Genomic DNA, 21,018 nt, shown 5'->3' with positions numbered 1-21,018 from the left:
CACGACTTCGTGGACAGAAAACTTCCTATCATCACGGCGACTTAAGGCGCGGTTTGATGGATGCCGCGATAACGCTGATCGACATTCGCGGGCGGCATGCGCTGACGATGCGCGAAGCGGCACGACGTGCGGGCGTTTCCGAGGCTGCCCCCTATCGCCATTTCGCCAATCTCGACGAGCTGTTGGGGGCAGTGGCGCTTGAAGGCTACGAGATATTGATCGGCGATCTCGAAACGGCGCCCAGCGCACGCTCGGTGCACGACGCTTATCTGGCGTTTGCCGACGATTTCCCCGGACGTTACGAACTGATGTTCGGGCGGCTCGGCGACCGCAAGGCGGCGGCAAGGCGCCGCAAGCTCGTGGATGAGGTTGCCGATCTCGCCGAGGAAGCAGGCGGCCTTGCAGCATTGCACGGCATCGCGTCGCTGAGGCTGGCGGGACTCGGTTAACGTGCGAGGAGTTTTGCGGCGTCGAGCGCGAAGTAAGTGAGGACGCCGTCGGCGCCGGCGCGCTTGAAGGCCGTCAGGCTTTCCAGAATGACACGGTCGCGGTCGAACCAGCCGCGCTCGATGGCGCCGGCGATCATCGAATATTCCCCGGAAACCTGATAGGCGAAAGTCGGCATCCCGAACGCCGCCTTCACGCGCGTCACGATGTCGAGGTAAGGTAAGCCCGGCTTCACCATCACCATATCGGCACCCTCGGCGATGTCGAGCGCGACTTCCCGCAAGGCCTCGTCGCCGTTTGCCGGGTCCATCTGGTAGGTGCGCTTGTCGCCTTTCAGCGCGCCGGACGATCCGATGGCGTCGCGGAAGGGACCATAAAAGGCCGATGCGTATTTCGCCGCATAGGACATGATCTGCGTGTCCCTGTGCCCCGCCGCTTCGAGCGCGGTACGGATTGCGCCGACGCGGCCATCCATCATGTCGGAAGGTGCAATGATGTCGCAGCCGGCCGCGACCTGGACGAGCGCCTGGGCGACCAGCGCTTCAAGTGTTTCGTCGTTGAGGATCACATCGCCCTTCATCAATCCGTCATGGCCGTGGCTTGTGTAGGGATCGAGGGCGACGTCGCAGAGAACGCCGATATTCGGCACCTCGGCCTTGATGGCGCGTGTGGCGCGGCAGACAAGATTTTCGGGATCAGTTGCGAGCGATCCGGTTGCGTCGCGTTTGTCGGCAGCGGTGTAGGGAAAGAGGGCGACAACGGGAATACCCAGCGTTGCGGCTTCCGCGGTCGCGCGCACAGCCTCGTCGACCGACAGGCGGGAGACGCCCGGCATCGTCGCGACGGGTTCGCGGGAGCCCTGGCCTTCGGTCAGGAAGAGCGGCCAGAGCAGATCGTTCACCGAAAGCGCATTTTCGGCGACAAGGCGCCGTGACCAGTCGGCCTTGCGGTTGCGCCGCATGCGAATGGCGGGAAAGGCGGGGGCGGGGCTCTTGTTGTCGCTCATGCGCAACTCATAACGCCTGGGGGCGGCGGGTGCAATGTGGCGTTACGCTGCGGCAGGGCGGGCGTTCGTTGACAGGGTTAAGGGGGACGATTATCACCGCTTCGACGCCTTTGGGCGCCGTTCGGGGAGGACGATACATGCGGTTCGAGTTGACCGAAGAGCAGCAGGCATTTCAGGACGTGGCGCGGAACTTCGCCGCAGATGAGCTTGCGCCTTTTGCCGCCGATTGGGACCGGGACGCGTTCTTTCCGGTCGAGACGATGCGCAAGGCGGCGGCACTCGGTTTTGCCGGCATTTATGTGCGCGAAGATGTGGGTGGCTCGGCGCTGACGCGGCTCGACGCGGCGTTGATTTTCGAGGCGTTGTCGGAAGGCTGCACGTCAACCGCGGCATTCATGTCGATCCACAACATGGCGTCGTGGATGATCGACCGTTTCGGCAATGAGGAGCAGCGGCAGAAATGGCTGCCGCGGCTGACGCCGATGGAGCTGATCGCGAGCTACTGCCTGACCGAACCGTCGAGCGGCTCGGACGCCGCATCGCTGAAGACAAAAGCGGTGCGCGACGGCGACCATTATGTGCTGAACGGTTCCAAGGCGTTCATATCGGGCGCCGGCACGTCGGACATCTATGTCTGCATGGTGAGAACCGGGGAGGCGGGACCGAAGGGCGTGTCGTGCCTCGTGGTCGAGAAGGGAACGCCGGGCCTGTCGTTCGGAGCGCCCGAGCGCAAGATGGGCTGGAACAGCCAGCCGACAGCGCAGGTGATTTTCGAGGATTGCCGCGTGCCGGCGGCGAACCTGATCGGCGCGGAGGGCGAAGGATTCAAGATCGCAATGATGGGGCTCGACGGCGGCCGCCTCAATATCGGCGCCTGTTCGCTCGGCACGGCGCGGGCGGCGCTGAAGCGCGCGAAGGAGTATCTCGGTGAGCGTGAGCAGTTCGGCAAGAAGCTCGCCCAGTTCCAGGCGTTGCAGTTCAAGCTCGCCGACATGGCGACCGAACTCGAAGCAGCGCGGCTGATGATCTGCCAAGCGGCAACCAAGGTAGATGCCAAGGCGCCGGATGCGACAATGCATGCGGCGATGGCAAAGCGTTTTGCGACAGATGTTGGCTTCAACGTCATCAACGAGGCGCTGCAGATTCACGGCGGCTACGGCTATCTGAAGGATTTTCCGCTGGAGCGACATCTGCGTGACGTGCGCGTGCATCAGATCCTCGAAGGCACCAATGAGATCATGCGCGTCATCATCGCGCGCGAACTGCTGAAGAGCTGAGCATGAACGAGGAAGCCGAGGTCCTGTTCGAGCGGCGCGGCGTTGCCGGGATCATCACGCTCAATCGTCCGAAGGCACTCAACGCGCTGACGCTTGGCATGGTGCGGGCGATCCACCCGCAGCTGATCGAATGGGCCGACGACCCGAAGGTTCATTGCGCTGTCGTCGAGGCCGCCGGCGACAGGGCGTTTTGCGCCGGAGGCGACATTCGCGCGCTTTACGACTGGGGCAAGGCCGGCGATCCGACGGCGCTCGATTTCTGGCGCGAGGAATACAAGCTCAATACTTTTATCAAGCGCTACAAGAAGCCTTATGTCGCGTTCATGGACGGGATCAATATGGGCGGGGGCGTCGGTGTGTCGGTGCATGGCTCGCATCGCGTCGCGACCGAGAACCTCACCTTTGCGATGCCGGAAACAGGCATCGGACTTTTCCCGGATGTCGGCGGTACCTATTTTCTGCCCCGTTGTTCGGGCGAGACGGGCATGTACCTTGGCCTCACCGGCGCGCGGCTGAAGGCGGCAGATGCGATTTATGCCGGTGTAGCAGATGTCTATGTGCCGTCGGCACGGCTCGACACGCTGAAGGACCGGTTGGCGGGCGGGACCGATCCGCGCGTCGCGCTCAGGGAAGTGGCCGAAGAAGAGGGACCGGCGCCGCTGTCATCCATGCAGAAGGAGATCGGCACTCATTTCTCGAAAGGCTCGGTCGGAGAGATCATCGAGTCGTTGCGCGCCGATGGCGGCGCGTGGGCGACGAAGACGGCCGATATCATCGAGACGAAGTCGCCAACGAGTACGTTGATCGCCTTCCGGCAAATCCGCGAAGGCGCCGGGCTCGACTTCGAGGATTGCATGAAGCTCGAATTCCGTCTGATCTCGCGCTTCATCGAAGGACATGATTTTTACGAAGGCGTGCGCGCGGTGGTGATCGACAAGGATCAAAGTCCGAAATGGAAGCCGGCGACGCTTGCTGAGATGCAGGCCGGTGATGTGAACGGATATTTTGCGCCGCTGGGCGCAGACGAGTTGACGCTTCCCTGAGGGGCGCGGAAGGAGGACGCGATGACGAAGGTCGGATTTATCGGGCTCGGCAACATGGGCGGGCCGATGGCGCGCAATCTCCTCAAGGCTGGATACCAGCTCAAGGTATTCGATCTCAGCGAGAAGGCCGTGGCGGCGCTGGTCGAGGCTGGAGCGACGAAAGCGGCGAATGCGCGCGAGGCGGCGCGTGATGTCGAATTCGTGGTGACGATGCTGCCGGCCGGCGAACATGTGCGGTCGGTCTATCTCGGTGAGGGCGGATTGATCGCGGCGGCAATCAGGGGCACGGTCTTTATCGATTCATCGACCATCGACGTACCATCGGCGCGGGAGACGACTGCGGCGGCCGAGAAGGCCGGCATGCAGATGGTCGATGCGCCGGTATCGGGCGGTGTCGGCGGAGCGGAAGCCGGCACTCTGACCTTCATGGTGGGCGGCACGGCGGACGCTTTCGGCAAGGCGAAGCCGCTGCTGGAAAAGATGGGCAAGAACATCTTTCACGCCGGTGCGGCCGGGAATGGCCAGGTCGCGAAAGTCTGCAACAACATGATCCTCGGCATTTCGATGATCGGTGTGTCGGAAGCCTTTGTTCTGGGCGAGAAGCTCGGGCTCGATGCGCAAACGTTGTTCGACATTTCATCGACGGCATCCGGCCAGTGCTGGTCGATGACATCCTATTGTCCGGTGCCGGGACCGGTGCCGACATCGCCGGCCAATCGCGACTATGCGCCCGGGTTTACCGCGGCGATGATGCTCAAGGATTTGCGGCTGGCGCAGGATGCATCCAAAACGGCACGAACGCCGACACCGCTCGGCGCGCAGGCCGCGCAGCTATATGCGCTGATGGAAGCCGCCGGCGAGGAAAATCTTGATTTCTCAGGTGTGATCAAACTGATCCGCGGTGAAATATAGTTTTAAGCATGTTTCCTTTGGGCGCGCGCGCATCACGGCCAGTTTAAGTCCTCATTAGGATCGCGGCGAATATGGTGGGTCAGAGCGAGCCAGAAGGCGCCGCTTTGATGCTGTTTCGAGCGAGTTCAAGGGCCAAACCCATGGGTATGACCAACATCCAGACGACCGATGCCATTGCGGATCAGGAAGATTCGGGCCGGAAAGCCGCTTATCTGGAGGCGCTGACCTATGTCGAGCGCTTGCATCGCCGGCTGCTCGATGTGATCAAGGATGAACTCGACCGCATTCATGTTTCCGAGATCAACAGCGTGCAGGCGCTGCTGTTGTTCAATATCGGCGACGCCGAGATGACAGCCGGCGAGCTGCGGACGCGCGGCCATTATCTGGGTTCCAACGTCTCCTACAATCTCAAGAAGCTTGTCGAGGCCGATTATATCCATCACCAGCGTTCGCGCTCCGACCGCCGCTCGGTTCGCGTCAAGCTGACCGACAAGGGCCGGGCGATCTGCGCGGCCATCGACGATGTCTACAAGAAGCATTGTGCGATGATCGTCGATGTCGGCGACATCACGCCGGAGGAGCTTCGGCAAGTCAACGCGACACTGTTCAAGCTCGAACGCTTCTGGACCGACCAGATTCGCTACCGTCTCTGATTTTTCCGCCCTTCCTCCGGGATCAGTGCTTTCGTTTCGGCGGCAGCGGGATGAAGCTGCTTGTCCGTGCGACATAGTCATCGTAGCCGGGGCGAGATTTCCGCAGGCCGCGCTCCAGAAGCGCCTTGCCGGAGACACTGACCAGAAACCAGGTCATCAGCGCCGGACCGAACGCCGTCCACCAGAGGGCGGGCGCGGAGAAGGCGATCAGAAACAGCCCCCACCAGACCAGTGCGTCGCCAAAATAATTTGGATGGCGCGTCCACGACCAAAGTCCGCGATCCATCACCTTGCCCTTGTTGGCGGGGTCGGCCTTGAAGGCCATCAGCTGCGCGTCGCCGATGCTTTCGAAGGCGAGGCCGGCAAGCACCGTCAGCGCGCCTGCGAGGTCGAGGATCGTCAGATGGGCAGGCGTCTGCGCCATAATACCGAACTGCACAGGCAGCGAGACAGTGAGCATGACGGCTGTCTGAAGGCCGAAGACGACGTAAAGGCTTTGCCACCGAAAGGCCGGACCCCGCTTTGCGCGCATGGCGGCGTAGCGGCGGTCTTCGAAGGGCTCGCCGCGCCAGCGGATAAAGAGGTACAGCCCGAGGCGCAGACCCCAGAGTATCGTCAGACCGGCGATCAACGCCGCGCGGGCGCCATAGCCCGGATTGGCCGCCCATGTGACCACCGCGACCACCGCGAAGCCAGGGCCCCAGAAAATGTCCACAATGCCGGCATCGCGCAGCGGGAGGCTCAGGGCCCAAACAGCCAGCATCAGAGCCAGTACTGTCCCTGCGTTGAGCACGAAAGTTGCAATTTCATCGCTCATCACAAGGAGACTGGCCGATTCTGAGCCATGCAGCCACAAATGTTGATGTTTGCTGTTTCATAATCCGATGTTTCCCCAGACGAAGTGGAACGCCGGTTTTGATGATCTGTCCCAAAATGGTATGGCTGGGGCAGGCCCTGAAGGAGGGCATGGAGTTTTGAAAAGGGCTTTCGGGGCAATTTCGATGCGATTTTTGTGTCATCCGGCTGTGTCGGCGGTGGCTCTGGCCGTGTTCGCCTATGCGGCGAATGGCGTTGGGACGGGGCGGGCCGAGACAGCAACAAGTTACGGACAGTCCGAAACCCATTGGGTCGATCCGTGGCAAGCCAACAGCCAGGTCGCGCCGACGACCGATGCCGCGCAGCGATCGGCTGCGCCTGTGCTTGCCGAAGATGGGCTTTTGCCGCTGACCCAGGCCATTGCCATGTATCGCGAGATTGCCAATCAGGGCGGATGGGAACGCGTGCCTGCCGGCGAGCGGTTGGAACCTGGCGTTCGTGATGCGCGTGTCGCCACGGTTCGCAAGCGGCTGCTGGTCGAAGGTGACATGGCGATTTCCGGGGGTGATCCTTATCTCTACGATCAATCTGTTTACGAGGGCGTGCGGCGGTACCAGATGCGCAACGGGCTTGAACCCGATGGCATTGTGGGACGCCGTACCGTGGCGGCCATGAATGTGCCGGCCCACACGCGGGTCCGCCAGCTGGAACTCAACCTTCACCGTCTTACAGACATCGTTCCGAAACTCGAGCGGCGTTATGTTTTCGTCAATATCGCCGGTCAGGAAGTCGAGGCCGTCAACAACGGTGTCGTCGAATTCCGCGAACGCGTCATCGTTGGCACGCAGAGCCGCCAGACGCCGGAAATCACCAGTCAGGTGGCGTCGATTACCTTCAACCCCTACTGGTACGTGCCGAAGTCGATCGCGACGGCGGATATGCTGCCGAAAATTCGCGCCAATCCCGACTACCTGAAGCGGCAGGGCATTCGCGTCTTGCAGGGGTGGGACACAAATATCCGCGAACTCGATCCACATCAGGTCGATTGGTCCAATCCGCGTATCAACGAGGCCTATTATCTCCGGCAGGATCCGGGACCCTATAATTCTCTCGGCACAGTCAAGATCAACTTTCCCAACAGTCAGGCTATCTTTCTGCACGACACGCCGACGAAAACACTATTCGGGCGTCAGGAGCGGAACTTCAGCTCCGGCTGCGTGCGCGTCAGAAACGTACGCGGCCTCGTGACCTGGCTGATGCAAGGCGACGATGCCACGTGGGATGGCGGGCGCGTCGACCGGGCAATCGACTCTCGGCAATACCGGAACGCCTATCTGGCCCAACAAGTCCCGATTTATCTGGTATATCTGACAGCGTGGGTCGCAGGCGACGGCGCGGTCAATTTTCGCGATGATGTTTATTCGCGCGACGGCAGCATCAATACGAGCGCGCTCGACAACTAGAAGAAAAACAGAAGCAGCAGGCGAAACGATGCGGCCGGCGAAGTATCCCTATCTTGAACATGACGGGCTTCTGGCCTTCGCGCATCGTGGCGGCGCGGGCTCATGGCCGGAAAACACAATGCCTGCCTTCCAGGGCGCGGTCGATCTTGGGTACCGTTATATCGAGACCGATGTTCATGCAACGCGTGACGGCGTCTTGCTCGCCTTTCATGACGACAGACTGGACCGCGTCACGGACAGGACCGGTGTCATCGCCGAAATGGATTATGCAGACGTCAAGGCGGCTCGGGTCGATGGCCGGGAGCCAATCCCGTTGATGGCGGACCTGCTTTCGACATGGCCTGAAATCCGGATCAATATCGATCCGAAGCGCGACAATGCGGCCGGGCCATTGGTCCGGCTCCTGAAGGAAATGAAGGCTGTCGATCGGGTTTGCGTCAATTCGTTTTCCGGAAAGCGGACGGCGGCGATACGGGCGGCGTTGGGCGCCGGTCTTTGCACCGGCATGGGACCTTTGTCGACGGCGCGGTTGCGGTTCTCGAGCTGGAGCGGGCTGCTTGGGTTCATCTGGGGCAGTTTTGACGAGGGGTGCGCCCAGCTGCCCCTGGCTCGATCCGGTATCCGGCTGATCGACCGGGCGCTGATCGATCGTGCCCATGAGCTTGGTCTCCAGGTCCATGTCTGGACGATCGACGATCCGGCCGAAATGCGACGGCTTGCCGACCTTGGCGTCGATGGATTGATGACCGACGAGCCGGCCGTTTTGAAAACGGTTCTCATCGAGCGTGGGCTTTGGTCCTCGTAGCGGGGCCGGCCGGGCCCTATATATTTTGTGCGACAATTCGCGTCTGGCCGGGCTGCGGCGCACCCTTAAGGTGTGCTAGACAGGAAATGCTGGTTCTCCAGCGGAAACCGCCCGGAATGGGATGTGGCCAATGAGCTTCGACGCCATGGATTACAAGAAAAAGCTCGCCGAGGCGTTGCGCGCGGTAAAGGACGAAGGGCGCTATCGGATATTCGCTGATATCGTCCGTCATCGGGGTTCGTTTCCACGCGCAACATTTCACACGCCGAGCGGCAGGAAAGATATCGTCGTCTGGTGTTCCAACGACTATCTCGGCATGGGCCAGCATCCGGCGGTTCTCGACGCCATGCACAAGGCGATCGATGAGGTCGGTGCGGGTTCCGGCGGTACGCGCAACATTTCCGGCACAACGCATTACCACGTCGAACTCGAACGCGAGATCGCCGACCTGCATCAGAAGGAAGCGGCGCTTCTCTTCACGTCGGGCTATGCTGCCAATGACGCGACCCTTTCGACACTGGCGCGCATTTTGGGCGACTGCGTCATCATTTCCGACGAAATGAATCACGCATCGATGATCGAAGGGATTCGTCGTGGCGGCGGCCCAAAGCGGCTGTGGCGGCACAACGATCTTGAACATCTTGAAATGCTGCTGAGGGAGATCGATCCGGCTCAACCGAAGGTTGTCGCTTTCGAGTCCGTCTACTCGATGGACGGCGACATCGCGCCGATCGGGAAAATTTGCGATCTGGCGCGGAAATACGGTGCACTGACCTATCTCGATGAGGTTCACGCTGTCGGGCTCTACGGTCCGCGTGGCGGCGGTATTGCAGAGCGCGACGATGTGCTCGACAAGGTCGATATTATCGAGGGTACTTTGGCCAAGGGCTTCGGCGTGATGGGCGGATATATCGCCGCATCGGCGGATCTGGTCGACGTGGTTCGTTCATATGCACCGGGCTTCATCTTTTCAACGTCGCTGGCGCCGGTTCTGGTGGCGGGTGTGCTGGCGGCGGTCCGCCATCTCAAAGTGAGCAATGGCGAACGCGAAAAGCATCAGGAGCGCGCGGCGACGCTGCGCCGGATGCTGGCTGAGGCCGGATTGCCGGTAATGATGTGCGAGAGCCATATAGTGCCGGTGATGGTGGGAGATCCCGTCATCTGCAAGCAGGTCAGCGACGATCTCTTGCAGGATCACAACATCTATGTACAACCGATCAACTATCCGACGGTGCCGCGCGGTACCGAACGGCTGCGTTTCACGCCTTGCCCGGTGCATACGGACGATATGATGCGCGACCTCGTTGGGGCGCTTGATCAAGTCTGGACGCGCCGCAAAATTCAGCGTGCCGCCTGATCGTCGTCATGACGACGAGGCCAGCTCCAGCGATGGGGCGGGTGGGGTGCGCCGTGAGATTATTTTCGAGTTCACGCCGATCGGCGCCAGCGTCAAGGTGACGGCCGTAGACGTCACCAGCGGGCTTGAAGTATCTGTCGTGGCGCCATCATCGGCACCGCGGACGGAACTGGAGCGTATCGCGCTGCAAAAGCTTCGCTACATGCTTGGCAGGAATGCCGACAGGAAGACCGGCAAGGACACGCCGGGTGATGGTGACGGTTCGGGTGGTGGAGGGATTGTCGTCTAGGTTGCCGGCTCTAGCGTACAGCCCGCTTTTTTTTGCGTCCGCGAGCCGGTCCGTTGCCGACACGGCCGAGACCGATCTGTTTCGCCAGCTTTGAGCGCTGTGCTGCATAGTTCGGCGCAACCATCGGGTAATCGTGCGGCAATCCCCAGCGCGCCCTGTATTCTTCAGGCGAAAGACCATATTGCGAGCGCAAGTAGCGCTTCAGCATTTTCAGCTTCTTCCCGTCTTCAAGGCAAATGATGTGGTCGGCGGTTACCGATTTCTTGATCGGCACGGCCGGGGTCAAATCCGTTTCCTTGTTGCCGCCCCCCAGTTCGATATCTGTCAGCGTCGTGTAGATCGTCCGGATCAGCCCCGAGAGATCGGTCGCAGCGACGGAATTGTTGCTCACATATGCGGCGACGATTTCGGTTGCCAGGCTCAACATTTCTGTAGTGTCGAACTGCGGGGAAGACTTGATCTCGTTCATTCGAGCGATTTGCCTTTTTGCGGGATTTCAGCTGCCGTCTGTACATGCGGCAACAGTAACAAGCATCTTCTAGCGCGATATGGAGATGATAATCAAGGACATCAAACATCTCTTCTATGATGAAATCCGTCTAAATTCCGGCCGATTAAGGTGAATCGCAAAGAGGCGATGTCGCTCGACAAGAGAACAACTTGAATTTCCAAGTAAACTTGTCATTTCTAGTCAATCTTACATGACGGACAGGCAAGAATGGCGGCGGCCACATGGTCGTAAACGATTTTGATCTGGTGGTGGCTCGCCCGGGAACGGTTGGAAATTTGTGGTGAATTGGCTCCCTCCGACAATATGTGGTATCACGCCCCGTATCGATCCCGGGTAGCCGAGGGAGCGCGTGGTGGCGCTTGCACGCCTGCGGCTGCGAGCCAATCCGGAACAAAAGGTAGATTTATGTCATTGAGCAATATGGCCGCCGCATCCGGTGGTTTTTCCGGCTTTTTCACCGATGGGCTTGCGGCCAGCGATCCCGATATACTCAAGGCGATCGACTTGGAACTTGATCGCCAGCAAACGCAGATCGAGTTGATTGCATCGGAGAATATCGTTTCGCGCGCCGTGCTGGAGGCGCAGGGCTCGATCATGACCAACAAGTACGCCGAGGGATATCCGGGCAAGCGGTACTACGGCGGTTGCGAGTTCGTTGACATTGCCGAGGAGCTGGCGATCGACCGCGCCCGAAAACTCTTCGATTGCGCCTATGCCAATGTGCAGCCCAATTCTGGATCACAAGCCAATCAAGGTGTGATGATGGCGCTGTTGAGGCCCGGCGACACCATCATGGGCATGAGCCTTGCCGCCGGCGGTCACCTGACGCATGGCGCGGCGCCCAATCAATCGGGCAAATGGTTCAATGCCGTTCAGTACGGCGTTCGCCAACAAGACCATCTGGTCGATATGGATGAAGTGGCGGCGCTGGCGAAAGCCCACAAGCCGAAAATGATCATTGCCGGCGGGTCGGCTTATCCACGTATCATCGACTTCAAGGCGTTTCGCGAGATTGCGGATTCGGTCGGCGCGCTTTTCATGGTCGACATGGCCCATTTTGCGGGACTGGTCGCGGGCGGCGCGCATCCGAGCCCGTTGCCATTTGCCGATGTTGTCACGACAACGACGCACAAGACGCTGCGCGGGCCGCGCGGCGGCATGATCCTGTCCAACAACGAGGAGATCGGGAAGAAGATCAACTCGGCGATCTTTCCGGGGATTCAGGGCGGCCCGCTTATGCATGTCATTGCGGGCAAGGCCGTTGCGTTCGGAGAGGCGTTGCGTCCTGCCTTCAAATCCTATGCTCGATCAGTGGTTGAGAACGCTCGCACACTGGCCTCGACGCTTGTCGACGGCGGTGCGGCGATTGTGTCGGGAGGGACCGACACCCATTTGATGCTCGTCGATCTCCGCCCGAAAAAGCTGACGGGGAAAGTCGCCGAGGCCGCGCTTGAGCGCGCGCATGTCACCTGCAACAAGAACGGCATCCCCTTCGATCCCGAAAAGCCGACCGTTACATCGGGTGTCCGGCTCGGAACACCGGCCGGAACGACACGCGGCTTCGGCACGGCCGAATTTACAACGATCGGCCACCTCATCATCGAGGTTCTGGACGGACTGGCGAAGAACGGCGAAGAAGGAAACGTCAAAGTCGAGGCGGATGTTCGAGGACAGGTCGTCGAACTTTGTCGACGCTTTCCAATCTATGGCGGGCCGAAATAGAAGGTCCGTACGGGCGGCAGATATTTCAAGTCAGGGGGCTGGCGGCGCATGCGTTGTCCATATTGCGGAAACGAAGATACACAGGTCAAGGACTCGCGTCCGACGGAAGACAATACGGCTATCAGGCGACGGCGTTTCTGTACCGCCTGCGGCGGACGATTTACCACTTTCGAGAGGGTCCAGCTCCGTGAGCTGACGATCATCAAGTCCAATGGACGCAGGGTGCCTTTCGATCGGGATAAACTCATGCGTTCCGTGCAAATCGCGATGCGGAAACGCCCGGTTGAGCAGGAACGCATCGAGCGTATGGTAAGTGGCATCGTTCGGCGTCTGGAAAGCATGGGCGAGAGCGAAATTCCGTCGGCGATGATAGGACGGCTGGTGATGGAGGGTTTGATGTCCCTCGACGAAGTTGCCTATGTCCGTTTCGCGTCGGTCTACAAGAACTTTCGGGAAGCCAAGGACTTCGAGGAATTTCTGGGAGAACTCAGTGGCCCCATGCGCGACGAGGTCGATGACGACCGATGAGACCGATGTCGCCGGGGCCCGCTTGCAGGGAATAAAATGAGCCGGCCCTACGACACGCAATTCATGAAGATGGCACTGATGCTCGCCGAGCGCGGGCTGGGGCAGGTTGCTCCCAATCCTGCTGTGGGCTGCGTGATCGTGCATGAGGAAGGCGATACGCCTCGTGTCGTGGGACGGGGCTGGACGCAGCCAGGCGGGCGGCCGCATGCCGAGACGGAAGCGCTGGCGCGCGCCGGTGCGTTGGCGCGGGGGGCGATGGCTTACGTCAGCCTTGAGCCCTGTGCCCATCAAGGCAAGACCGGTCCGTGCGCCCAGGCGCTAATCGATGCCGGCATCGCGCGTATTGTTGGCGCCGTGAGCGATCCCAATCCGCATGTTGCCGGACGCGGTTTTGCGATGCTTGAGGCGGCAGGTGTCGATGTCGTCGAGAACGTCTGCAGCGACGACGCGCGTCATCTCAATGCGGGCTTCTTCCTGACCATGTCGGAGAATCGCCCGCTCGTCACACTCAAGATAGCGAGTTCGCTCGACGGACGCAGCGCGACGCATGACGGCCAGAGCCAATGGATTACCGGCGAGCGGGCCCGCAATCGCGGGCATCTAATGCGTGCGACGCATGATGCGATCATGATCGGCAGCGCAACGGCCGTCGTGGATGATCCTCAACTCACCTGCCGGCTGCCGGGACTCGGTGCGCGGTCGCCGATCCGTATTGTCGCTGACGGCAGACTCAGATTGCCACTGACCTCAAAGCTGGTGCGCGACGCCCGGAAGACCCCCGTGTGGTTGCTGACGTTGCCGGGCGGTGACGATGCGCGACGCACGGCGTTCGAGGAATGCGGCGTGACACTGATCGATGTTGAGCCGGGTGAGGGAGGGCTGATGAATATGCGCGCTGCGCTCGAAAAGATCGCCGCGCGCGGCGTGACACGGCTTCTGGTCGAGGGAGGCGCCCGGCTTGCCGCGTCGTTGATGCGGGCGCGGCTGGTCGACCGGATCGAATGGTTCCAGTCGCCAAAGGTCATCGGCGGCGACGGCTATCCGGCAATCGCGGGGCTCGGCGTCAAGCATGTCGACAATGCGCCGGTCTTTGCCTTGCGTGAGCTGATTTCGCTCGGTGAGGACTCGCTCGCCAGTTATGTGCTTCGGAGCTAGTTGTTCATGTTCACGGGTATCGTCACCGATGTCGGCCGGGTTCGTTCGCTGGAGAAGCGTGGCGATGCGCGCTTTGTCATCGGCACGGCCTACGATTCCGGCGGCATCGATATCGGTGCGTCCATCGCCTGTTCCGGCTGCTGCCTGACCGTGGTCAAGAAAGGACGCGACGCGGACGGCGACTGGTTTGCGGTCGATGTCTCGGCGGAGTCACTCGATTGCACGACACTCGGGAGATGGGCCGAAGGAACGCGGATCAACCTCGAGCGGGCGCTCAAGGCTGGTGACGAGCTTGGCGGTCACATCGTCAGCGGGCATGTGGACGGTGTGATACGCATCGTCGATATAAGGCCGGAGGGCGACTCGCGCCGGTTCGTCTTCGAGGCGCCGGAGGCGCTTGGCCGGTTTATCGCGCCCAAGGGGTCCGTCACCCTTGATGGCACGTCGCTGACGGTCAATGAGGTCGAGGATGTGGCTCCGGCGGGAGTAAACGAGCGCCGGACCCGGTTCGGCATCAATATCATTCCGCATACCCAGGTCGCTACGACCTGGGGGATGGCGAAAGCCGGCGATCCCGTTAATCTTGAAATCGACATGCTGGCCCGCTATGTGGCTCGCCTGGTTCAGAAGGATTGAGCATCGTGTATAAGGAATACCTCTCCCCGATTGAGGAAGTCATCGAGGATGCCCGCAACGGCAAGATGTTCATTCTTGTCGATGCGGAGGATCGCGAGAACGAGGGCGATCTGGTGATTCCGGCGCAGATGTGCACCCCGGAGGCCGTCAACTTCATGGCGAAGTATGGCCGCGGTCTCGTTTGTCTGACTCTGACCAGCGACCGGGCGAAGCAGCTCAACCTGCAGCTGATGTCGTCGACCAACCAGTCGCGCCACCAGACGGCTTTTACCGTTTCGATTGAAGCGCGTGAGGGCATATCGACCGGTATTTCGGCGCATGATCGGGCTCATACCGTGTCTGTCGCAATCGACCCGACCAAAGGTGCGACCGACATCGTTTCGCCCGGCCACGTGTTTCCGTTGGTGGCGAAGGACGGCGGCGTTCTCGTGCGCGCGGGACATACGGAGTCGGCTGTCGACATCGCGCGGCTTGCAGGTCTTTATCCCGCGGGCGTCATCTGCGAAATCATGAACGACGACGGAACGATGGCGCGGCTACCGGACCTTGTGCAATTCGCTCAACTTCACGGATTGAAAATCGCGACGATCGCCGACCTCATCGCCTATCGCCGCCGCTATGATAATTTCATTCACCGCGCGATTGAAACGGAGGTCGATACGAAGGCCGGCGGCGAGTTCAAGCTGATGGTCTATCTCAACACGGTCGAGTATGCCGAGCACATCGCTTTGGTGAAGGGCGATATATCGACACCGGAACCGGTGCTGGTGCGGATGCATGCGATCAACGTTTTCGACGACATCCTGGGGGCGACGGGACCGAGGTCGGATCTCCTCGATCAATCGATGCGTATTATCGCCGAGGAAGGACGCGGGATCGTTGTGCTGATCCGGGACACGACGGCTACGGTCGTTTCCGACATGTTGTTGCGCAAGGGCGAGGGAGGCGAGCAAGGTATGCCGCGCCGCCTGCGCGAGTATGGCGTCGGCGCACAGATTTTGCTCGATCTTGGGGTCCATGACATGGTGCTGCTGTCCGATACCGACCGCAGCATCGTGGGGATCGACGGGTATGGATTGCGGATTGTCGATCAACGGCCTATCAACAAGACCGGAGCGACGGATTCAAAGGCACGACGAGCCAGGGAGACGACTTCTTGACGACGATCAATGCCCATATCCTGATCATAGAGGCACGCTTCTATGAAGATATTGCCGATGAGCTGGCGCGCGGTGCCATTGCAGCGATAGAGGCGCGTGGCGCGACATGGCAACGTATTTCCGTGCCGGGTGTGCTGGAGATTCCGGCGGCGATCAAATATGCGATCGATGCCATGGCGCATGGCGCCTTCACGAAAGCCATCGACGGATTTGTGACGCTCGGATGCGTCATTCGCGGCGAGACGACGCATTACGACATCGTGTCAAACGAATCCGCGCGTGCACTCATGGACATTGCCGTAGACCGGTCGCTGGCGCTTGGAAACGGTATTCAGACGGTCGAAAATGAATCTCAAGCTTGGGCACGCGCCAAGGTGGACCAGAAAAACAAGGGCGGCGGTGCCGCCAATGCCTGTCTCGACATGATCGAACTCAAGCGCAGCATGGGAGCCTGAGCCGCAGCTCAGTAAAAATGAATTCTCTGCCCGTACAACCAGCATCAGGCCAAGGCGTCGATCCGAAGGCGCGCAGCGCCGCGCGTCTTGGAGCGGTGCAGGCGCTTTATCAAATGGATGTTGCCAGTACACCGCTCGATGACGCGATCGAGGAGTTCACCCAGCATCTGCTCGAACGGCCGGCCGAGGACGAGGAGATCGCCGCCGCCGACATGGCGCATTTCGACGATATTGTCCGCGGTGTGGTACGTGAGCAACGGGAACTCGATGTTCAGGTCAATAATGCGTTGGCGAAAGGCTGGGCGCTTGGCCGCCTTGATGCGACGTTGCGAGCCATCCTGCGCTCCGGCGCTTACGAGATTCGCCGCTGCAAGGATGTGCCGGTAAAGGTCGTCATCAACGAATATGTCGATGTGGCACATGCCTTCTTCGAGGGTGACGAACCCGGCGTCGTCAACGCCGTGCTTGACCGGCTCGGCCGGGAGATCCGGGGCGGTTCGGGAGCGGATCATGGCGCCGCCGGACGGAGCTGAGTTTCCTGACGAATTTGAATTGATTGCGGAATTGTTCGCGCCGCTTGCGGCGGGCGCGCCAGGGGCCTTGGCGCTCGAGGACGATGCCGCGCTCTATGTTGCTCCGTCCGGTCACCAAACCGTTCTGACGGTCGACGCGATGGTCGAAGGCGTCCATTTCCTCCCCGACGATCCTGCGGAGAGTGTTGCGCGCAAGCTTCTGCGGGTGAACCTGTCGGACCTTGCGGCCAAGGGTGCGACGGCGAAGGGCTATCTCCTCGTGACCGCGTGGCGCGACGGAACGTCACTTGAATGGATGCGCGCGTTTGCGGCAGGGCTCGCTGCCGATCAGCAAATCTTCGGTGTCGTGCTCTGGGGTGGCGACACCGTGCGGACGCCCGGCCCGGCGACATTCAGTTTGACGGCCATTGGCGAAGTACACGAAGGGCAGATGTTACGGCGGGGCGGCGCCAGCGCCGGCGATGGCCTCTATGTCACCGGCACGCTCGGCGATGCGGCGCTCGGCCTGATGGCGTTGCGGGGCGGTCTTGAGGGGCTCGGTGAAGCGCATCGGGATTATCTGGCAGGCCGGTACCGGTTGCCCGAGCCGAGGTTGGCAACGGGTGCTCGTCTGTGCGGTCTTGCAAGCGCGGCGCTCGACATTTCCGACGGGCTGATGGCCGATCTGGGTCATTTATGTGCGATTTCGAGCGTCGGGGCGCGAATCGCGCTTGATCGGCTGCCGCTTTCCGAGGCCGGGCTTGCGGCGCTGGCGCTCGACAAGGGGCTCATCGAGACGATTGCCGGGGGTGGCGACGATTATGAGATTCTATTCGCGGTGCCGTCTGACCGGGAAGCCGATATTGCCCTTGTCGCAGCGGAAACGCTGACCCCGATTGTCCGGATCGGGACCGTTTTGGCGGCAACCGAGGGCATAAATCTGGTCGACGATGCCGGTCAGCCGGTTGCCCTCAAGCATCTGGGATACCGGCATTTTTAGGTGGGCGCCCCGGCCGGACGGGCGGTTGCTTTCCCATGCCGTATTTGGCATCTTTCGCCGCGATTTCTGCATTCGGCAGGGGGAGGACTTCCGGCGCGCCTCGCGCTGGAGGCCGAGTGGAAAATTCCCGCCGGTACAATCCGTCAAGGAAACCTAAGGACAAAACAATGAGCACTGCTTTGTGGGCAATTATCGGCTGCGGGCTGCTCGCGCTCGTCTACGGCATCTGGGCTGTTCGCTCGGTGCTGGCGATGGATGCGGGCAACGCACGCATGCAGGAGATCGCAGCGGCGATCCAGGAAGGCGCCAGCGCTTATCTCGCGCGCCAGTACACGACAATCGCCGCTGTCGGCGCTGTCATCTTCCTCATCGTCTGGTATCTGTTGACGCTGAAGGTTGCTGTCGGCTTCCTGGTCGGTGCGACGCTTTCGGGCGCGGCCGGCTATATTGGGATGCTGGTTTCGGTGCGTGCCAATGTGCGCACCACGCAGGCCTCGAGCGTCAGCCTTGCGTCCGGTCTCGGCGTTGCCTTCAAGTCGGGCGCGGTGACGGGCATGCTCGTTGCCGGCCTCGCGCTGCTGGCCGTCGCGGTCTACTACGCGGTGCTGACCGTTCATCTCGGTCTTGAACCGGGCTCGCGCGAAGTCATCGATGCGCTGGTCGCGCTGGGCTTCGGCGCCTCGCTGATCTCGATTTTCGCCCGTCTCGGCGGCGGCATCTTCACCAAGGGTGCGGATGTCGGCGGCGATCTTGTCGGCAAGGTCGAAGCCGGTATCCCGGAAGACGATCCGCGCAATCCGGCTACCATCGCCGACAATGTCGGCGACAATGTCGGCGACTGCGCCGGCATGGCGGCCGACCTTTTCGAAACTTATGCGGTGACGGTCGTCGCCACGATGGTTCTGGCCTCGATCTTCTTCGTGGGTGCAGGGCTCGAGAACATGATGATCTATCCGCTGGCCATCGGCGGCGCCTGCATCGTGACCTCGATCATCGGCACGTTCTTCGTGCGGCTCGGCAAGAGCAACAACATCATGGGAGCCCTCTACAAGGGCTTCATCGCCTCGGCGGTGCTGTCGCTGATCGCGCTCTATTTCGTGACCGATGCCGTGATCGGCCTCGACACTGAATTCGTCGTCAACGGAAAGGCCTTCACTGGCTTCAGCCTCTATATCTGCGGCATCGCCGGTCTGATCGTGACGGGCCTCATCATCTGGATCACCGAGTACTACACGGGCGTCAACTTTCGTCCGGTTAAGTCGGTGGCCGCGGCCTCGACCACGGGGCATGGCACCAACGTCATTCAGGGCCTGGCGATTTCGATGGAAGCGACGGCGCTGCCGGCACTTACCATTGTGGTCGGTATTCTCGTGACTTACGGTTTGGCGGGCCTCTTCGGTATCGCCATTGCGGTGACGACGATGCTGGCACTGGCCGGCATGGTCGTCGCGCTCGATGCCTTCGGTCCCGTGACGGACAATGCGGGCGGCATCGCCGAAATGGCCGATCTTCCGGCCGACGTGCGCAAGACGACAGACGCACTCGACGCTGTCGGCAACACGACGAAGGCGGTTACCAAGGGCTATGCGATCGGTTCGGCGGGCCTCGGCGCGCTGGTGCTGTTCGCAGCCTATACGGAAGACCTGAAGTTCTTCGCGGCCAATTCGGAGACCTACGGGTACTTCGCCGGCGTCAGCCCGGACTTCTCGCTTTCCAACCCCTATGTCGTGATCGGCCTCTTCATCGGCGGCTTGCTGCCCTACCTCTTTGGTTCGATGGGCATGACGGCGGTCGGCCGTGCGGCGGGCTCCGTCGTCGAGGAAGTGCGGCGTCAGTTCAAGGCCGATCCGGGCATCATGGCGGGTACGTCGAAGCCCGACTACGCACGCGCGGTCGACATGCTGACCAAGGCGGCGATCAAGGAAATGATCATTCCCTCGATGCTGCCCGTGCTTTCTCCGATCGTTCTCTACTTCATCATTCTGAGCATCGCCGACAAGTCCGCCGCCTTCTCGGCGGTCGGCGCGATGTTGCTCGGCGTCATCGTGACGGGTCTTTTCGTTGCGATCTCGATGACGTCCGGCGGCGGTGCCTGGGACAATGCAAAGAAGTACATCGAGGACGGCAACTACGGCGGCAAGGGCTCGGAAGCCCACAAGGCTGCCGTGACGGGCGATACGGTCGGCGATCCCTACAAGGATACCGCCGGTCCGGCTGTCAATCCGATGATCAAGATCACCAACATCGTGGCGCTTTTGCTGCTGGCGGTGCTTGCTCACTGACCGGCAGGCCGGTCGAAACGAAAGAGAGGCCCTGCGGAGCGATCCGCGGGGCTTTTTACATCTGCTGCTGTTTGACCGCCGTAGGGAATAGATTGAAACTGACCGAGATGCGACAGGGAGGGGCCGGTGCCGGAGGCGACCGTTTTCTATGAAATAGCGGCCTTGTTGATTCTCGCTTCGGTGATCGGACTCTTCGGCATCTGGTTGCGTCAGCCGATGATTGTCAGCTTCATCATTGTCGGGATGCTGGCAGGTCCGGCCGGTTTCGACATCGTTCGTTCGACTGGGTATCTGGAGCTTCTCTCCGAACTCGGCGTGACGCTGCTGCTTTTCCTGGTCGGGTTGAAGCTCGATTTGAACCTCGTTCGGACGCTTGGCGTTGTGGCGCTGAACACGGGCGTCGGGCAGATTCTCTTTACGTCGATCGTCGGTTTCCTGATCTGTCTTGGGCTCGGCCTGCCGCCGCTGGTGAGCCTTTATGTGGCGGTTGCACTCACGTTCTCGAGCACCATCATCATCGTCAAGCTGTTGTCGGACAAGCGTGAGCTCGACGCGCTTCACGGACGTATCGCGCTCGGGTTCCTGATCGTTCAGGACCTCGCTGTCGTTCTGGCAATGGCGGTCATGTCGGCGCTGACGGCGAGTGCCGCGGAGGAAACCGGCCTGCTCGACGCCGTGTTTGCGCTGGCGGCAGGTGCTGTACCTCTCGTCCTGCTCTGGCTGGTCGTCAGCCGGGTAGCGCATCCGATCCTCAGCCGTATGGCCAGGGCACCCGAACTGCTGATCGTATTTGCGTTGGGTCTGGCCGCTGCCTTCGCGGCGCTCGGCGAGTACCTCGGTTTCAGCAAGGAACTCGGCGGGTTGATCGCGGGTGTGGCGCTCGCCTCGACGCCGTTTCGCGAAGCCATCGGTTCACGGCTGACAAGCCTGCGCGACTTCCTGTTGGTGTTTTTCTTTATCTCCCTTGGCTCGCATCTCGATCTGCGCGT

22 protein-coding genes are annotated in these 21,018 nt (G+C 61.0%); 19 read left to right on the top strand and 3 right to left on the bottom strand.

Annotation, left to right across the window (positions count from 1 at the left end; all coding sequences use genetic code 11):
* Positions 1-56: 56 nt before the first annotated feature.
* On the top strand, positions 57-449 hold the full coding sequence (locus WEB61_RS07325) for a TetR/AcrR family transcriptional regulator (protein WP_368063676.1): 393 nt from the start codon (positions 57-59) through the stop codon (positions 447-449).
* On the opposite strand, the gene hemB is transcribed toward WEB61_RS07325, so the two are convergent.
* On the bottom strand, positions 446-1,453 hold the full coding sequence (hemB, locus tag WEB61_RS07320) for a porphobilinogen synthase (RefSeq protein ID WP_368063675.1): 1,008 nt from the start codon (positions 1,451-1,453) through the stop codon (positions 446-448). The genes WEB61_RS07325 and hemB overlap by 4 nt on opposite strands.
* 137 nt (positions 1,454-1,590) lie before the next feature.
* Here hemB and WEB61_RS07315 point away from each other — a divergent pair, with 137 nt between their 5' ends.
* The 4 genes from WEB61_RS07315 to WEB61_RS07300 all read left to right on the top strand — a co-directional run bounded on the left by WEB61_RS07315 (position 1,591) and on the right by WEB61_RS07300 (position 5,338).
* On the top strand, positions 1,591-2,730 hold the full coding sequence (locus tag WEB61_RS07315) for an isobutyryl-CoA dehydrogenase (protein WP_368063674.1): 1,140 nt from the start codon (positions 1,591-1,593) through the stop codon (positions 2,728-2,730).
* 2 nt (positions 2,731-2,732) lie between these two features.
* On the top strand, positions 2,733-3,773 hold the full coding sequence (locus WEB61_RS07310; protein ID WP_368063673.1) for an enoyl-CoA hydratase/isomerase family protein: 1,041 nt from the start codon (positions 2,733-2,735) through the stop codon (positions 3,771-3,773).
* Positions 3,774-3,794: 21 nt separating this feature from the next.
* Positions 3,795-4,685 (top strand): 3-hydroxyisobutyrate dehydrogenase, encoded by an 891-nt coding sequence (mmsB, locus tag WEB61_RS07305; RefSeq protein WP_368063672.1) that lies wholly within the window; start codon positions 3,795-3,797, stop codon positions 4,683-4,685.
* Positions 4,686-4,825: 140 nt separating this feature from the next.
* Positions 4,826-5,338, top strand: coding sequence for a MarR family winged helix-turn-helix transcriptional regulator (locus WEB61_RS07300; protein ID WP_368063671.1), 513 nt, complete (start codon positions 4,826-4,828; stop codon positions 5,336-5,338).
* Between the two features lie 22 nt (positions 5,339-5,360).
* Here the strand turns inward: WEB61_RS07300 and WEB61_RS07295 are convergent, their stop codons facing one another.
* Positions 5,361-6,155 carry a DUF1295 domain-containing protein gene (locus WEB61_RS07295; protein ID WP_368063670.1) on the bottom strand — a complete coding sequence of 265 codons (795 nt, stop codon included), beginning with the start codon at positions 6,153-6,155 and terminating at the stop codon, positions 5,361-5,363.
* A gap of 67 nt (positions 6,156-6,222) precedes the next feature.
* On the opposite strand from WEB61_RS07295, the gene WEB61_RS07290 reads away from it, so the two are divergent.
* The 4 genes from WEB61_RS07290 to WEB61_RS07275 all read left to right on the top strand — a co-directional run bounded on the left by WEB61_RS07290 (position 6,223) and on the right by WEB61_RS07275 (position 10,068).
* Positions 6,223-7,617 carry a murein L,D-transpeptidase gene (locus WEB61_RS07290; RefSeq protein WP_368063669.1) on the top strand — a complete coding sequence of 465 codons (1,395 nt, stop codon included), beginning with the start codon at positions 6,223-6,225 and terminating at the stop codon, positions 7,615-7,617.
* 28 nt (positions 7,618-7,645) lie between these two features.
* On the top strand, positions 7,646-8,422 hold the full coding sequence (locus WEB61_RS07285; RefSeq protein ID WP_368063668.1) for a glycerophosphodiester phosphodiesterase: 777 nt from the start codon (positions 7,646-7,648) through the stop codon (positions 8,420-8,422).
* Positions 8,423-8,567: 145 nt separating this feature from the next.
* Complete coding sequence (hemA, locus tag WEB61_RS07280; RefSeq protein ID WP_368063687.1) at positions 8,568-9,779, top strand: 5-aminolevulinate synthase; 1,212 nt, start codon at positions 8,568-8,570, stop codon at positions 9,777-9,779.
* A gap of 46 nt (positions 9,780-9,825) precedes the next feature.
* Positions 9,826-10,068, top strand: coding sequence for a serine hydroxymethyltransferase (locus WEB61_RS07275; protein ID WP_368063667.1), 243 nt, complete (start codon positions 9,826-9,828; stop codon positions 10,066-10,068).
* 10 nt (positions 10,069-10,078) lie between these two features.
* On the opposite strand, the gene WEB61_RS07270 is transcribed toward WEB61_RS07275, so the two are convergent.
* Entirely contained in the window at positions 10,079-10,537 is a 459-nt protein-coding gene (locus WEB61_RS07270; protein WP_368063666.1) for a MucR family transcriptional regulator, read from the bottom strand.
* A gap of 447 nt (positions 10,538-10,984) precedes the next feature.
* On the opposite strand from WEB61_RS07270, the gene glyA reads away from it, so the two are divergent.
* From glyA to WEB61_RS07220, 10 genes are all read left to right on the top strand, one after another.
* A complete protein-coding gene (gene glyA, locus WEB61_RS07265) occupies positions 10,985-12,301 on the top strand; it encodes a serine hydroxymethyltransferase (RefSeq protein ID WP_368063665.1) in 1,317 nt (438 codons plus the stop codon).
* Between the two features lie 48 nt (positions 12,302-12,349).
* Positions 12,350-12,829 carry a transcriptional regulator NrdR gene (gene nrdR, locus WEB61_RS07260; protein ID WP_368063664.1) on the top strand — a complete coding sequence of 160 codons (480 nt, stop codon included), beginning with the start codon at positions 12,350-12,352 and terminating at the stop codon, positions 12,827-12,829.
* 36 nt (positions 12,830-12,865) lie between these two features.
* Positions 12,866-13,984 (top strand): bifunctional diaminohydroxyphosphoribosylaminopyrimidine deaminase/5-amino-6-(5-phosphoribosylamino)uracil reductase RibD, encoded by a 1,119-nt coding sequence (ribD, locus tag WEB61_RS07255; protein WP_368063663.1) that lies wholly within the window; start codon positions 12,866-12,868, stop codon positions 13,982-13,984.
* Positions 13,985-13,990: 6 nt separating this feature from the next.
* Positions 13,991-14,620: a riboflavin synthase gene (locus WEB61_RS07250; protein ID WP_368063662.1), complete on the top strand. Its 630-nt coding sequence runs from the start codon at positions 13,991-13,993 to the stop codon at positions 14,618-14,620.
* A gap of 5 nt (positions 14,621-14,625) precedes the next feature.
* Positions 14,626-15,780: a 3,4-dihydroxy-2-butanone-4-phosphate synthase gene (ribB, locus tag WEB61_RS07245; RefSeq protein WP_368063661.1), complete on the top strand. Its 1,155-nt coding sequence runs from the start codon at positions 14,626-14,628 to the stop codon at positions 15,778-15,780.
* Positions 15,777-16,235 carry a 6,7-dimethyl-8-ribityllumazine synthase gene (gene ribH, locus WEB61_RS07240; RefSeq protein WP_368063660.1) on the top strand — a complete coding sequence of 153 codons (459 nt, stop codon included), beginning with the start codon at positions 15,777-15,779 and terminating at the stop codon, positions 16,233-16,235. Before ribB ends, ribH begins: the two co-directional genes overlap by 4 nt.
* A gap of 17 nt (positions 16,236-16,252) precedes the next feature.
* Positions 16,253-16,768 (top strand): transcription antitermination factor NusB, encoded by a 516-nt coding sequence (gene nusB / locus WEB61_RS07235; RefSeq protein ID WP_368063659.1) that lies wholly within the window; start codon positions 16,253-16,255, stop codon positions 16,766-16,768.
* Positions 16,746-17,747: a thiamine-phosphate kinase gene (thiL, locus tag WEB61_RS07230; RefSeq protein ID WP_368063658.1), complete on the top strand. Its 1,002-nt coding sequence runs from the start codon at positions 16,746-16,748 to the stop codon at positions 17,745-17,747. Before nusB ends, thiL begins: the two co-directional genes overlap by 23 nt.
* Before the next feature lie 167 nt (positions 17,748-17,914).
* A complete protein-coding gene (locus tag WEB61_RS07225) occupies positions 17,915-20,029 on the top strand; it encodes a sodium-translocating pyrophosphatase (protein WP_368063657.1) in 2,115 nt (704 codons plus the stop codon).
* A gap of 126 nt (positions 20,030-20,155) precedes the next feature.
* The coding region (locus WEB61_RS07220; protein ID WP_368063656.1) for a cation:proton antiporter at positions 20,156-21,018 on the top strand (863 nt) is incomplete at its 3' end.

The sequence above is a fragment of the Parvibaculum sp. genome, from assembly GCF_040882025.1.
Lineage (GTDB): Bacteria > Pseudomonadota > Alphaproteobacteria > Parvibaculales > Parvibaculaceae > Parvibaculum.
Note: the sequence above shows the minus strand (reverse complement) of the source record. Positions and strands in the feature narration are given on the sequence as shown.

What these genes read in the sequence shown, in the direction of transcription:
- WEB61_RS07300 (WP_368063671.1), top strand. Translation starts at nt 4,826, where the DNA reads ATGGGTATGACCAACATCCAGACGACCGATGCCATTGCGGATCAGGAA.
- nusB (WP_368063659.1), top strand. Translation starts at nt 16,253, where the DNA reads ATGAATTCTCTGCCCGTACAACCAGCATCAGGCCAAGGCGTCGATCCG.
- thiL (WP_368063658.1), top strand. Translation starts at nt 16,746, where the DNA reads ATGGCGCCGCCGGACGGAGCTGAGTTTCCTGACGAATTTGAATTGATT.
- WEB61_RS07310 (WP_368063673.1), top strand. Translation starts at nt 2,733, where the DNA reads ATGAACGAGGAAGCCGAGGTCCTGTTCGAGCGGCGCGGCGTTGCCGGG.
- WEB61_RS07250 (WP_368063662.1), top strand. Translation starts at nt 13,991, where the DNA reads ATGTTCACGGGTATCGTCACCGATGTCGGCCGGGTTCGTTCGCTGGAG.
- WEB61_RS07285 (WP_368063668.1), top strand. Translation starts at nt 7,646, where the DNA reads ATGCGGCCGGCGAAGTATCCCTATCTTGAACATGACGGGCTTCTGGCC.
- mmsB (WP_368063672.1), top strand. Translation starts at nt 3,795, where the DNA reads ATGACGAAGGTCGGATTTATCGGGCTCGGCAACATGGGCGGGCCGATG.
- WEB61_RS07295 (WP_368063670.1), bottom strand. Translation starts at nt 6,155, where the DNA reads ATGAGCGATGAAATTGCAACTTTCGTGCTCAACGCAGGGACAGTACTG.
- WEB61_RS07325 (WP_368063676.1), top strand. Translation starts at nt 57, where the DNA reads ATGGATGCCGCGATAACGCTGATCGACATTCGCGGGCGGCATGCGCTG.
- WEB61_RS07290 (WP_368063669.1), top strand. Translation starts at nt 6,223, where the DNA reads ATGTTTCCCCAGACGAAGTGGAACGCCGGTTTTGATGATCTGTCCCAA.
- glyA (WP_368063665.1), top strand. Translation starts at nt 10,985, where the DNA reads ATGTCATTGAGCAATATGGCCGCCGCATCCGGTGGTTTTTCCGGCTTT.
- WEB61_RS07315 (WP_368063674.1), top strand. Translation starts at nt 1,591, where the DNA reads ATGCGGTTCGAGTTGACCGAAGAGCAGCAGGCATTTCAGGACGTGGCG.
- ribD (WP_368063663.1), top strand. Translation starts at nt 12,866, where the DNA reads ATGAGCCGGCCCTACGACACGCAATTCATGAAGATGGCACTGATGCTC.
- nrdR (WP_368063664.1), top strand. Translation starts at nt 12,350, where the DNA reads ATGCGTTGTCCATATTGCGGAAACGAAGATACACAGGTCAAGGACTCG.
- hemB (WP_368063675.1), bottom strand. Translation starts at nt 1,453, where the DNA reads ATGAGCGACAACAAGAGCCCCGCCCCCGCCTTTCCCGCCATTCGCATG.
- WEB61_RS07270 (WP_368063666.1), bottom strand. Translation starts at nt 10,537, where the DNA reads ATGAACGAGATCAAGTCTTCCCCGCAGTTCGACACTACAGAAATGTTG.
- hemA (WP_368063687.1), top strand. Translation starts at nt 8,568, where the DNA reads ATGGATTACAAGAAAAAGCTCGCCGAGGCGTTGCGCGCGGTAAAGGAC.
- WEB61_RS07225 (WP_368063657.1), top strand. Translation starts at nt 17,915, where the DNA reads ATGAGCACTGCTTTGTGGGCAATTATCGGCTGCGGGCTGCTCGCGCTC.